Source organism: Brevundimonas faecalis (genome assembly GCF_040549405.1).
GTDB lineage: Bacteria > Pseudomonadota > Alphaproteobacteria > Caulobacterales > Caulobacteraceae > Brevundimonas > Brevundimonas faecalis.
Genome location: NZ_JBEPTF010000001.1, coordinates 827,068 through 839,961, shown reverse-complemented (window position 1 = coordinate 839,961; position 12,894 = coordinate 827,068). Strand labels below are relative to the sequence as shown.

The window sequence follows — 12,894 nt, the reverse complement described above, 5'->3', positions numbered from 1 at the left end:
TTCGGCCTGAAAAGCGAAAACCCCGGCGACCGCGAGGCCGCCGGGGTTTTTATTCGGCTTCATGTAGAGATCAGCGCGGCGTCGCCTGGCTGGCCTGCTGGTCCGTCCAGACGACGATCTGGCGGCTGGCCTCGGCGGCGGCGCGGTCGAAGGCGGCGACGATGGCCGACTGGCGGTTCTGGCCCGCGTTCTCGCTGACCGAGATGCGGTCCTCGGCGACGATGGAGCGGTCGCCGGGACGAACCAGGCGCAGCAGCACATCGATGTTCGCGTCAGGAACGGCGCCCGGCGCGGCGTAGGCCGCCTCGAACCGCCGCACCTCCACGCTCAGCAGCAGGCCGTCGCGCGTCAGCGGACCGCCGCTCAGGACCGTGCAGGCCGCGCCGTCCAGGAAGGCGTTGCGCAGGGTTTCCTCGAACAGGGTCTCGGCCGGCGACACCCAGCGCGCGCCCTTGATGTAGGCGGCCTCGGCGCCCGTCACGGCCAGGATGCGGTCCCCCCGCGCGGCTTCGGGAAAGTCCACCCGGCGCAGGGAGACCTGGACGTCGGGACAGGCCGAGGTCGCTCCCGTCCCCGCGAAGGCCGACGCCCCGCCGAAACGATAGAGCTGCACCGGATCCGGCGACGACAGCAGGGCGCACCCCGAAACCGCGACGGAGGCGGCCGCGATCAGCAGGCTGTTACGGATCATGGCTGCACCTCGATTTCCTTGGACGGGGCCTTGCTGATGAAGTCGCGGGGACTGTCACGCACATTGTCGATCAGGGATTGCAGCGAGCGCGTCGCCTGGTCCAGCTGGCGGATGGTGTCGTTCAGCTGCGGCACCGTCTGGGTCCCGAAATCGCCCAACGGCCCTTCCAGCCCGCTGGCCGAACGGTTGATGGAGGCGATGGCCGCCTGGGCCTCCTGCGTCGCCTTGTTGATGTTGGCGATGGCCTGCCTGCCGTCGGTGTCGACCATCTGGCGCGCGCTGGCGCCCAGGGCCTGATATTCGCCGACGGCGGCGTTGGCCTTGGCGATGGTTTCCTCAAGCTGCTGGAACATGCCCTTGCGGGCCTCCAGCTCGGCGGTCAGGGCCTCCACGCTCTTCACGCTGGACGAGAAGCTGCGGATGTTGTCGTCCGACATGACCCGGTTGATGCGGTTCAGCGCGTCCACCGTCTGGGCCAGGACCGTGCCCGATCCGCTCAGCAGCTCGGCGATGGGGCTGGGCTGGCTCTGGATCACCGGCACGACATTGTCCGGATACTGCGCCTTCAGCATGGGGCTGGCCGGATCGCCCGCCGTGATCTGGATGTAGTTCAGGCCGGTGATGCCCTGCGGCTCCAACTGGGCGCGCGAGGTCGTGCGCACCGGCGTCGTGCCGTTCAGGCGAACGCGGGCGATGACCTGGTCGCCCTTCTTCGGGTCCAGGTTCAGGTCCGTCACCTCGCCCACCCGGATGCCGTTGAAGTGGACCTCGCCGCCCTCCGACAGGCCGCGCACCGGCCCGTAGAAGACGATGTCGTAGACGTCGAAGTCCTTGTTGAACTGCAGCCGAGCCAGCCAGATGGCGAACACCGCCAGCGCCACCATCAGGGCGACTGTGGCGATGCCGACGGCGGCGTAGTGTGCGTCTCTTTCCATCGTCTCGCGCCCTCCTCAGGCCGCGCTCTTGTGGGCGGCGCGTCCGCGCGGCCCCAGGAAGTATTCCTTGATCCACGGATGGTCGGAGCGTTCCAGCTCCGCCACCGGGGCCTTGGCCACCACATGCTTGTCCGCCAGCACCGCCACCTCGTCGCAGATGGCGTACAGGCTGTCCAAGTCGTGGGTGATCATGAAGACCGTCAGGCCCAGGTCGTCCGACAACTGCCGGATCAGCTCGTCGAAGGCCGCCGCCCCTATGGGGTCCAGCCCCGCCGTCGGCTCGTCCAGGAAGACCAGTTCCGGATCCAGGGCCAGGGCGCGGGCCAGGCCGACCCGCTTCTTCATTCCGCCCGACAGTTCGGCGGGCTTCAGATACAGGGCCTCGGGCTTCAACCCGACCATGGCCACCTTCATCTCGGCCAGTTCGCGAATGGTCGATCGCGGCAGGCGCGTATGCTCGACCAGGGGCGAGGCGACGTTGTCCAGCACCGTCAGGGCCGAGAACAGCGCCCCCTGCTGGAACAGGACCCCGGTGCGGCGCTCGACCGCCGCCGTCTCGGCCTCGGTCATGGTCGCGCGGTCCTGGCCGAACAGGCGGACCTCTCCGCCCTCCGGCTCCTTCAGGCCGATGATGGAGTTCAGCAGCACCGTCTTGCCCGTGCCGGACCCGCCGACCACGCCCAACACCTCGCCGCGCTTCACGTCCAGGTTCAAGTCCTGGTGAATCACCCGGTCCCCGAACTGGCTGAGCAGGCCGCGCACCTGGATCAGGGGCGTCTCCGCGGCCGCGCCGGTTTCGATCTTCGCGTCCGCCGTCATATTTTCAGCTCGATGAAGATGAGGGCGAAGACGGCGTCCAGCAGGATGATGGCGAAGATGGCCTGCACCACCGCCGCCGTCACCCGACGGCCCAGGCTCTCGACGTCCCCGGCCACGGACATGCCCTGGCGGCAGCCGATGGCGGCCACGACCACGGCGAAGACCGGCGCCTTCACCAGGCCGACCATCATGTGCTTGTGCATGTAGCCGTCTTCCAGCAGCCGTTGCAGGAAGAAGGCCGGGCCCAGGTTCAACTGGCTCCACGACACCAGCATCCCGCCCATCAGACCGCCCAGCATGGCCAGGAAGGTCAGCAGCGGCAGCATGATCAGCAGGGCCGCCAGACGCGGGATCACCAGGGCCTGGAAGGGGTCGACGCCCATCACCTGCATGGCGTCCACCTCCTGCGTCATCCGCATGGAGCCGATCTCGGCCGCGAAGGAGGAGGCCGAACGGCCCGCCAGCAGGACCGCCGTGATCACCACCGCGAACTCGCGGAAGACGGCCACGCCGATCAGTTGCACGGAAAAGACCCCGGCCCCGAACTGGGTCAGCAGGTCCACGCCGATGAAGGCCACCACGGCGCCGATGAAGAAGTTGGTCACCACCACGATGGGAATGGCGTCCAGGCCCGTGCGCTCGGCCTGGCTGAACCAGGCGGCCCAGCGCAGGCGGCCCGGGTGCTTCAGCGCCGTCACCACCGCCGCCATCAGCCGTCCCAGGAAGGCCAGGGACAGCATGGCCTCGGCGGCGAAGTCGTAGACCCCGCGCCCGACCTTGGCGAAGCCGCGCGTCATGGCCGCCGACCGCGACGGCGGATCGGCCGTCATGCAGTCCAGCTTGGCCACCATGCGGTACAGGCGTCCGGCTTCCGGCCGCGCGCGCCAGGCGGCGTCGGGAATGGGCGAGGACATGGCCTGGGCCACGGCCAGGGCGCCCGCCGTGTCGAACCGGCCCAGGTCGTCCAGGTCCAGCGTCGTCACCGGCCGCTCGGCCAGCTCGGCCTTCAGCCGCTCGCCCTGGCGCCCGACCGAGGTCGTCGACCAGTCGCCGGTCAGCCTCAGCCGCGCCGCGCCGTCGTCCGCCTGATCGATCTGATATTCCGCCGCCCGATTCATCGTTCCGACACTGACACAGGCCATGGCGTCCGCCTACGCCCGCAGGCCGGCGACGCCGATCGAACGCGCTTAAAGCTCTGCTTTCCGGCGACTGTCAACGACGGATGACATTCTGTCGCTGCTGCGGACTCGATACGGTTCACCCACGCCCTCCCTGTTCACGGCGCCGCTTGAAAACGCCGCGCCGCCGCTTTCGTTCAGTCAGGAAGGTTCGCCGCGCCTCAGCGCAGATAGTCGAGCAGGGAGACCTGGCGCAGCTGGCTGATCACCTGGGCCGAGGCCTGGATGGCGATCTGGGCCATCTCCAGCTCGGTCACGGCCTGGGCCATGTTGGCGTCCGTCTTGCCCGACAGGATGGTGTCGACCGAAATCTTCCGCGCCTCCTGCGTCTCGATCAGGGCGTCCACCCGCGCCTGCTTGGCGCCGTTGATCGCCTGGACCTCGACCACTCCCTTGGCCGCCGTCTCGAAGCGGGTCATCTGGGTCGTCAGGAAGTTGATCTGCGCCTGATTCAGGTTTCCGTTCAGCGGCGTGGTCTGATGGAAGATCTGCAGGTCGCGGAAGATGCCGAACAGCTCCTCCCCCACCTCGTCGGCCAGGAAGCCGGTCTCCATCGTCACCGTCTCGTCCATCCAGGACGTCTGCTTCAGCGGATCGTTGCGGAAGGCGTCGCCCGCCGCCGGCAGGGTCGCCAGCCTCTCCAGGCTGCTGGCCCCCACGGGCGTGGTCGGCAGGACCACGGACGCCTGCTCGGTCGTCCCGCCCGAGAACAGGTACTTGCCCTGGTGCCGGGTGTTCAGCCCTTCCTGCGCCTGCTGGAACAGGGCTTCCATGCTGGACATCAGCCCTTCGCTGCGGCCGGCGGCGATCGCCTCGGCGATGGCCTTGCGCGCGGCCGTGGCGGCGTCGCCGACCCGCCCCAGCGCCAGGTCCTGGGTCTCCAGCCGGTCGGCCACCGTCTTGGAGGTGTCGATGAAGGCCTGGATCCGCGTCTGGCTGGACTTCAGCGCGCTGACCGTCTCCGAGGTCCGGCCGAATCCGACCAGGTCGGTGGCGTTCTTCTTGGTGTTGACCTTGTTCTGCGCCTCTTCGCCGCGCGACTGCGCCGCCATGAGCTGCAACAGGGCCGACTGATAGTTTCCATAGGTCGAAACGCGGGTCATCTCACCATCCCGATCAGCGTGTCGTACATTTCCGTCGCCGCCTGGATAAGGCGCGCCGAGGCGTTAAAGGCTTGCTGATAGGTGGTCATCAGCACCAGTTCCTCTTCCATGTTGACGCCCTCGGCCGAGCTCCGGCGCTTGGTCGCCTCGGTATAGAGGGCCTCGGCGCTGGTCGCCCGGTTCTTGGCGATGGTCGCCTTGCCGCCGATGTCGCCCGACAGTTCCGAGGCGTAGCGGGAGATGGACATGGACCCGCCCGCCGCGCCGCCCGCCGCCGCGAAGCGCGTGGCCGCCTGGCCGGCGTCGGCCAGCAGGCGCGCGCCGCGTCCGTCGTTCTTGCCCAGGGCCGGCGTTCCCGCCGGGGCGGTCAGGTTCAACTGCGCCAGGGCCAGCTTGGACGGGTCCTTGGCGATGTCGCTCCGGATGGTGAAGCCGTCGGCGCGCGAGGCGCGAACCCCGCCCAGGCCGAACAGCTCGCTCATCGAAACGCCCGAGGGAACCTGGGTCGTGCGGTCCTCGGCCACCGACAGGCTCGGCGCCGGATTGCCCCGGCCGGTGAAGACCATTTCGCCCGTCGCGCTCAGGGCGAAGCTGCCCTGCCGCCCGATCCCCGTCGCCGGATCGTTCAGGGCGGTGATCAGCGAGGCCATGTCCCCGCCCGGCGGCACGGTGAAGACCACGTCGCGGATCTTCGTCCCCGACGCCGGGTCCGAGAAGCGGAAGGTCAGGGTCTCGCCCGGCGTGAAGCCGTGCTGCGACGCGGGCGTCAGTCCGGTGTCGTAGTTCGACGGCCGGTCCGTCGCGATCAGGTCGTTTAGACCGAAATAGTGCGAGAAGCCCCGTCCCGCCTTGTTGCTGGGGGTCGTGGGGTCCTCGGCGATCGCCACCCCGTTCGGCGCGCCCGCGTCGATGCTCAGCACGCCGTTGTTGAAGCTGGCCGTGGCGCCGCCCAGTTGGCCGTTCAGCGTCGTCAGGAAGGCGGCGGGCGTCGTCGCCACGCCGTTGACGGTGATCGCCCCGCCGGAGAAGTCGATCTCCGCCCGGCTCTGCACCACGCCCTGCGCATTGACGATGGCGATGGTCGTCTTGCCGGTGAAGCCCGCCAGGGCCGTGTCCAGCGACTGGCCCGTGTTGCGGCCCGTCAGCACCATCGGCGCCGGGACGGAGGCCGAGGCGTTGTGCGCGCGGTTCAGCTCGTCGGCCAGCTTGGCCATCAGTTCGCCCAGCCGCTCCGCCGTCGCCGGCGCCTCGACGTCCCGCAGTTCCAGCAGACCCTTGATCTCACCCGAGGTCAGGCTTTCCGACAGGATCTTCTTCTGGCCGCTGGGCTCGACCACCACGATGTCGCCGAAGCTCGTCTCGGACGTGACGGCGCCCGCCCGCGTATATTCCAGCTTCGCCGCGCCCTGCCCGGCCAGCAGTATTCCGGCGCCGGTGCGGATCTCGACCCCGCCGACCGAGCGCGGGGCCACCCGCACGTCCATCAGCTCGGACAGTTCCGAAATCAGGTTGGCCTGGGCGTTCTCTGCGCCCGTCGCGTCGCCGTCGATCACCGTGGCCTTGGCGATCTCCGTGTTCAGCTTCTCGATCTGCTCCAGCAGGGCGTTGGCCCGCTCGACCGCGCTCTGCACCCGGCCGTCGGCGTCGGCGCGCACGCCCTGGATCTGCTTGGCGATGCGGGCGGATTCGTCGAACAGGGCCTGGGTCTTGTAGATGGCGTCCTGCCGCGCCGGCCCCGAGGTCGCGTTCTCGGCCGAGGCCGCGAAGGCCGCGAACAGGTTGTCGATCTGCGAGAAGAAGCCGCTGTCCGCGCCCGGATCGCCGAACAGGGACTGGATGCGGTCGAACAGCTCATAGCGCACGGTCTGCCGTCCTGCCTCGGCGCCCGCGCTCATGCCTGCGGCCTGCAGGAAGCGGTCGGTGGCCAGGCGGATGCGCGCCACCTCCACGCCCGCGCCTATGCCCTGGTTGGTATAGGCCTGCTGGTCGGCGATCTTGCGGATATAGCCGGGCGTGTTGACGTTGGAGACGTTGTCCGAAACGACCCGCAGCTGCGTCTGGGCCGTATTCATGCCCGAGACGGCGTTGTTCATGACCGAGCTGAGCGACATCAGACGCGACCTTTCCACGTGACGGCGCCCGGCAAGACATGCTGCCCTGCGCGCAATTCTTGCCCGGCCGTACGGCCCAGCCTTCTGGCTAACCCGCTGAATTTATAAGACATCGACTTTCAGCCTCTGTGCGTTCGCCTCCAGACTCGCAAGTCGCGGGCCAGGCCTGGACGGACCCCGGCGCCTGTCGTTTCCCACCCGGCAAAAAGCGTAACGGCGCGGCAAGAAGCGCCCGGCCGAATTCGCCCGAACCCGGCCGAAATTCGGAACAAATCTCTTTGTTTTCAACATGCTGAAGAAACGTAACAAACTGGCCCGCCGCTTGCGACGGCCTGATCGAACACCTTGGGCGCAGCAGGCGCCGCCGTATCCTTCGAAAGCCGCCCTGCGCCCGATGTCCGCCTTGAACATCCTGTCCGTCCTGACGCCGACCGTCCCCGCGACGGCCGCCGTCGACGCGTCCGCCGTTCAAGGCGACGCCGGGGCCGGTCTGTTCGCGGACCTGCTGGCCCAGGTCGCCCCCGCCCCCGCTCCGTCTCAAGCGGCCGAAGTCACGGCGCCCCAGACTGCCTCCATCCTCCCTTTCGGCCTCGCCGCGCCTGTGGCCCCGGCTGAAAAGGACGAGGCTACGACCGTCCCGGCCGACGTCGCCGCCCTCGCCGCGGCCCAGGCCGCCCCCCTTCCCGTCCCCGCGCCCGTCCAGCCGCCGGTCACGACGGCCTCGTCCGACGGTCAGGCCGACGGCCGGCCCGGCGCCCAGATCGCGCCTGCCGCCGCTCAACATCTCGCCGCCCAGGACGCCTCCGCCGACGCGGCTCCGGCCGAAGGCCAGGACGCGCCCTCGCCCCAGTCTTCCGCCCCTGCACAGACCCCAGGCCAGGCTCAGGCTCAGACTCAAACCCTGTCTTCGGCTCAGGCTCAGACCCAACCGTCCGCCGTCGCACCCGTCGTTTCTGCAGAGGCCGCCCCAAACGCGCCTGCCGCCGAGCCGTCCGCCCAAACCCAGGCCCAGACCCAGACCCAGACCCAGGCTCAGGCCCAGTCCGCGCAATCTCCGACCGCTCAGGCGCAAACCGCCCGGCCCCAGGTCGATGACGCCGCCTTGGTCGCCGCCCTCGCCCGCATGGCGGCGCCCCCCTCGGCCTCCGTCTTCAAATCCTCTCTCCAGGCCCCGATCCTGCCCCAGGTCGCGGACACGGCCGCCGAGGACGCCGAGCCCGCCCTGGTCGGACAGGCCCCGGCCGAGGCTCAGTCCACGGCCGAGGCCCGCCCCGCGCAGGCCCAATCCGCCGCCCAGGCCTCCGCCCAGGCGCCCGTCCCCGCGCCGGCTCCGTCGCGTCTGCGCGGCGGCGAGAACCGCGTCGACCCCGACCGCCTCTCCAACGCCGAAACCGCGACCGGCGCCCTGCTGTCCGACGGCCAGGCCCGCGTCGAGGGCGCCGGCGCCGCCCCGGCGCCGCGCCCGGCCGAACAGGCCTCGGCCCAGCCGACCCCGCTCCAGACCGCCGCCGTCGAGGACGACGCCCCGCCGCCCGCCGACCTGTCTCCGGCCGCTTCGGGCGACGCCGCCAACGCCGGTTCGACCGCCGCCGCGCCTGAGCGCCACGGGGCCGCCTCCATGCTGTCGCGCGCCACGGTCGAGACCACGGCCCAGATCGCCGCCCAGATCATCCGCAAGCTGGACGGCCGCTCGACCCGCTTCGACATGGCCCTGACGCCCGACGACCTGGGCCGCGTCGACGTCTCGATGAAGATCGAGGCCGACGGCCGCCTGACCGCCGTCCTGGCCGCCGACAGCGCCGCCGCCTCGGCCGAGCTGCGCAGCCGCGCCGACGACCTGCGTCGTCAGCTTCAGGACGCGGGCTTTGAGCTCAGCCAGGATTCCCTGCAGTTCGCCGAACGCGACGCCTCCTCCGGCTTCGGCGGCGGCCAGGGCTTTGACCGCGCACCCGACCGCCGCGCCTTCGCCGGCGCCGCCCGCCTGGCCGCAGAGGCCGACCTGGCCGCCCCCGCTTCGGGTGCCTGGACCACCCTTTCCCTGACGCCTGACCGCGTCGATCTGAAGGTCTGACGATGGTTGACGCCGTCTCCTCCAACTCAGCCGCCGGGAAGATCAACACCGGCTCGACCATGATGGCCTCGAACTTCGAGACCTTCCTGTCGCTGTTGACCGCCCAGTTGAAGAACCAGGACCCCCTGTCCCCGGTCGATTCCAACGAATTCACCGCCCAGCTGACCCAGATGGCCGGGGTCGAGCAGCAGCTCCTGACCAACACCCTGCTGAACAGCCTGCTCAAGGCCCAGGAAGGCCAGGGCCTGAACGGCGCCGCCCAGTACATCGGCAAGGAGGCCACGGCCGTCTGGTCGACCACCCGCTTCGAGGACGGCGAGGCCAACTGGAGCTACGAACTGGCCGGAAACGCGGCCACGGCGACGATCCAGGTCCTGGACGCCAAGGGCAAGGTGGTCTGGAGCGGCGACGCCCCGGCCAAGACCAACGGCCTGCACGACTTCAAGTGGGACGGAAAGACCACCGGCGGCGGTCAGGTCGACGACGGCGGCGTCTACACCATGAAGGTCATCGCCAAGGACGGCGCCGGCAAGGACGTCGGCAGCCAGGTCGTCATCCGCGGCCGCGTCTCCGGCGTCGAGATGTACGACGGCGCCGCCTTCGTCACCATCGGCAAGTCCATCATGCCGGTCAGCAGCCTGATCGCCCTGGAAGAGGCCAAGGCCTCTCCCCCCGCCAAAAAGGATGAGGAAGACGCCGCCGCGTCCGCCTTCTCCTCCATCCCCAACCTCTTCAACTAACTTTCGCAAGGAGCACCTGACATGAGCATCAACGGCGCCATGCTCGCCGGCGTGTCCGGCCTGGCCGCGAACGCCGCGGCCCTTTCGACGATCTCGCAGAACATCGCCAACGTGAACACCGTCGGCTACAAGCGCGCGTCGACCGAGTTCGCCACCGTCGTCAACGCCCAGACCCACGGCGTCGGCTATTCGGCCGGCGGGGTCCAGGCCTCGGCCCGCCACTTCATCAGCCAGGCCGGTCAGCTTCAGCGCACCACCTCGGGCACCGACCTGGCCATCGCCGGCCAGGGCTTCTTCGTCGTGACCGAGAAGTCGGAAAACCTGACCCTGTCGGACGCCCGCCTCTTCACCCGCGCCGGCGCCTTCAAGATCGACGACCTGGGCTATCTCAAGAACACCTCGGGCCTCTACCTCCAGGGCTGGCCGGTGGACGCCGACGGCGTGGTCAACAGCGACCCCTCGGACATGAGCCGCCTGCGCACCATCAACGTCGGCTCGGTCGGCGGCGCCGCCGAACCGACCACCCGCGTCAGCCTGAACGCCAACCTCAAGTCCAGCCAGGCGATCAACGAGGCGGCCCAGGTCCCCCCGCCGACCGGCGTCACGCCCTACAACGCGGCCACCAACTCCATGGCCATGAACTCGAACAATGCGGCCACGGGCGTGAAGCCGGACTTCGAGATCACCATCCCGGTCTCGGACTCCAAGGGCGGCCAGCGCAACCTGACGGTCTCCTTCCTGAAGAGCAACGTCGCCAATGAATGGTATGCGGAGATCCACGCCCCCGCCGGCACGGTGACCAACGCCAACGGCCTGCTGAAGTCCGGCCGCGTCGCCTTCACCCAGGACGGCCGCCTCGACGTGGCCAAGATGCAGGGCTGGGCCGCCGGCACCGGCCTGTTCGACGACCCGACCAAGGCCGTCCTGTCGCTCGGCTCGTCCGACGGCGCCGTTCCCGGCGCCAACGGCGCCTGGGCCGCCGGCCTGGGCATCGCCGCCCAGACCATCAACTTCGACCTCAACGCCTCGGCGGGCGGCCTGACCCAGTACGACAGCACCTCCGTCGTCCAGGCCACCTATACGAACGGCACCGCCTTCGGGAACCTGACCGAGGTCGAGATCGACGACAACGGCTTCGTCACCGCCATCTTCGACAACGGCGTGATGCGCCGTATCGCCCAGGTCGCCCTGGCCACCTTCCCCAGCACCGACAGCCTGGTCGAGGTCTCGGGCAACGCCTACCGCGTCAGCCAGGACTCCGGCACCTTCAACCTGAAGGCCCCGGGCACGGGCGGCGCCGGCCTTCTGGGCGCCAAGCAGCTGGAGGCCTCCACGGTCGACCTCTCGACCGAGTTCACCGGCCTGATCACCACCCAGCGCGCCTACTCCGCCTCGTCGAAGATCATCACCACCGCCGACGAAATGCTGGCGGAACTGATCAACATCAAGCGCTGACGGCCTGACGGGGTTCGATGAGTAAGCTTCCGTTAGGGTCGATGAATCCTTCGTATCCGGCGCCCTCGACGCGCCGGACGCGGGGGGCGCGTCTTAGCCATTCCTTCACCACGACGCTTAAACTGACCTTAGAAGCCGAGGGTCTAGCCTGCGCGTCGATGGTGGTGGTGAAAGAGGCTTAAGCCCATGCTGCAAGAGCGACGCCTGAATAGTAGAGGCGAACAATATGTGGTCGGTCCGACGGGCACGCCCCTGACCCTGCGGGACCTCCCGCCGGCGGACACGAACCGCTGGGTCATCCGACGCAAGGCCGAGGTGGTCGCCGCCGTTCGCGGCGGGCTGATCAGCCTGGAAGACGCCCTGACGAAATATCGTCTGACGGCCGAGGAATTCATCGCCTGGCAACAGGCGATCGACAAATGGGGCATGCAGGGACTGCGCACCACGCGCATCCAGAGCTACCGCGACTGACCCTCGCGCCTCGACAAGACACGAAAGGCCGCCTCCGGGCGGCCTTTCTCGTTTCTATCGCTCCGCAGCATCTTTTTCCTCCCCGCCTGCGGGGAGGGGGACCGCGAAGCGGTGGAGGGGGCGACTCGACGTTCGACGACAATCGCGGCCCATCGCGAACGAACGCCGAATTGGTCTTGTAACCCGGCGTGACTTCCCCGGCCCTTCGGGCTAAAGCCTGCCGCAAAATATAAATCGGCTCAGGAGACTACTACATGGCGCGCATCACGCTGCGACAGCTGCTCGACCACGCGGCGGAGCACGACTACGGCCTTCCGGCCTACAACATCAACAACATGGAGCAGGGCCTGGCCATCATGGAGGCCGCCGACTCCGTCAACGCCCCCGTCATCATCCAGGCCTCGCGCGGCGCCCGCAGCTACGCCAACGACATCGTCCTGGCCCGCCTGATCGACGCCCTGGTCGAGATCTACCCCCACATCCCGGTCTGCATGCACCAGGACCACGGCAACGGCCCGGCCACCTGCGCCACTGCCATCCAGTACGGCTTCACCTCGGTGATGATGGACGGCTCGCTGGAAGAAGACGCCAAGACCCCCGCCTCCTACGAATACAACGTCGACGTGACCCGTCGCGTCACCGAGATGGCCCACTCCTGCGGCGTCTCGGTCGAGGGCGAACTGGGCGTTCTGGGTTCGCTGGAAACCGGCATGGGCGAGGCCGAGGACGGCCACGGCTTCGAGGGCAAGCTGGACCACTCGGCCCTGCTGACCGACCCGGACCAGGCCGTGGACTTCGTCAAGGCCACCCAGGTCGACGCCCTGGCCATCGCCATGGGCACCAGCCACGGCGCCTACAAGTTCACGCGTCAGCCGGACGGCGAGGTCCTGGCCATGAACGTGATCGAGGAAATCCACAAGCGCCTGCCCAACACCCACCTGGTGATGCACGGTTCCTCCTCGGTGCCGCAGGACCTGCAGGACATCATCAACGCCTACGGCGGCCAGATGCCCCAGACCTGGGGCGTCCCGGTCGAGGAGATCCAGCGCGGCATCAAGCACGGCGTGCGCAAGATCAACATCGACACCGACAACCGCATGGCCATGACCGGCGCCATCCGCAAGGTCCTGGCCGAGAAGCCGGGCGAGTTCGACCCGCGCGCCTACCTGAAGCCCGCCAAGGAAGCCATGCGCAAGCTCTGCGTCGAGCGCTACCAGCAGTTCGGCTGCGAAGGCCAGGCCTCGAAGATCAAGCCCCTGTCCACCGCCCAGATGGCCAAGCGCTACGCCTCCGGCGAACTGACCCCGCGGATCGGCTGAT

11 protein-coding genes are annotated in these 12,894 nt (G+C 68.9%); 5 read left to right on the top strand and 6 right to left on the bottom strand.

What is annotated here, in order from left to right:
* Positions 1 to 70: 70 nt before the first annotated feature.
* The 6 genes from ABIE19_RS04030 to flgK form a co-directional block, all read right to left on the bottom strand.
* A complete protein-coding gene (locus tag ABIE19_RS04030) occupies positions 71 to 691 on the bottom strand; it encodes an ABC-type transport auxiliary lipoprotein family protein (protein ID WP_354087840.1) in 621 nt (206 codons plus the stop codon).
* Positions 688 to 1,626 carry an MlaD family protein gene (locus ABIE19_RS04025; RefSeq protein ID WP_354087839.1) on the bottom strand — a complete coding sequence of 313 codons (939 nt, stop codon included), beginning with the start codon at positions 1,624 to 1,626 and terminating at the stop codon, positions 688 to 690. Before ABIE19_RS04025 ends, ABIE19_RS04030 begins: the two co-directional genes overlap by 4 nt.
* Before the next feature lie 15 nt (positions 1,627 to 1,641).
* Positions 1,642 to 2,445 (bottom strand): ABC transporter ATP-binding protein, encoded by an 804-nt coding sequence (locus ABIE19_RS04020; protein WP_354087838.1) that lies wholly within the window; start codon positions 2,443 to 2,445, stop codon positions 1,642 to 1,644.
* On the bottom strand, positions 2,442 to 3,563 hold the full coding sequence (locus ABIE19_RS04015; protein ID WP_354088580.1) for an ABC transporter permease: 1,122 nt from the start codon (positions 3,561 to 3,563) through the stop codon (positions 2,442 to 2,444). The genes ABIE19_RS04020 and ABIE19_RS04015 overlap by 4 nt, the downstream gene beginning before the upstream one ends.
* Positions 3,564 to 3,784: 221 nt before the next feature.
* Positions 3,785 to 4,726, bottom strand: coding sequence for a flagellin (locus tag ABIE19_RS04010; RefSeq protein WP_354087837.1), 942 nt, complete (start codon positions 4,724 to 4,726; stop codon positions 3,785 to 3,787).
* Positions 4,723 to 6,837, bottom strand: a complete 2,115-nt coding sequence (gene flgK / locus ABIE19_RS04005) for a flagellar hook-associated protein FlgK (RefSeq protein WP_354087836.1) — start codon at positions 6,835 to 6,837, stop codon at positions 4,723 to 4,725. Before flgK ends, ABIE19_RS04010 begins: the two co-directional genes overlap by 4 nt.
* A gap of 394 nt (positions 6,838 to 7,231) precedes the next feature.
* Here flgK and ABIE19_RS04000 point away from each other — a divergent pair, with 394 nt between their 5' ends.
* The 5 genes from ABIE19_RS04000 (at position 7,232) to fba (ending at position 12,893) form a co-directional block, all read left to right on the top strand.
* Complete coding sequence (locus tag ABIE19_RS04000; protein ID WP_354087835.1) at positions 7,232 to 8,908, top strand: flagellar hook-length control protein FliK; 1,677 nt, start codon at positions 7,232 to 7,234, stop codon at positions 8,906 to 8,908.
* A gap of 2 nt (positions 8,909 to 8,910) precedes the next feature.
* The gene (locus tag ABIE19_RS03995; RefSeq protein ID WP_354087834.1) at positions 8,911 to 9,648 is read left to right on the top strand and encodes a flagellar hook assembly protein FlgD; all 738 of its coding nucleotides are present in this window, start codon (positions 8,911 to 8,913) and stop codon (positions 9,646 to 9,648) included.
* A gap of 21 nt (positions 9,649 to 9,669) precedes the next feature.
* Positions 9,670 to 11,103, top strand: coding sequence for a flagellar hook protein FlgE (flgE, locus tag ABIE19_RS03990; protein WP_354087833.1), 1,434 nt, complete (start codon positions 9,670 to 9,672; stop codon positions 11,101 to 11,103).
* 186 nt (positions 11,104 to 11,289) lie between these two features.
* Positions 11,290 to 11,574: a CtrA inhibitor SciP gene (gene sciP, locus ABIE19_RS03985; protein WP_354087832.1), complete on the top strand. Its 285-nt coding sequence runs from the start codon at positions 11,290 to 11,292 to the stop codon at positions 11,572 to 11,574.
* A 254-nt stretch (positions 11,575 to 11,828) separates the two neighbouring features.
* The gene (gene fba, locus ABIE19_RS03980) at positions 11,829 to 12,893 is read left to right on the top strand and encodes a class II fructose-bisphosphate aldolase (protein ID WP_354087831.1); all 1,065 of its coding nucleotides are present in this window, start codon (positions 11,829 to 11,831) and stop codon (positions 12,891 to 12,893) included.
* Position 12,894 lies beyond the last annotated feature (1 nt).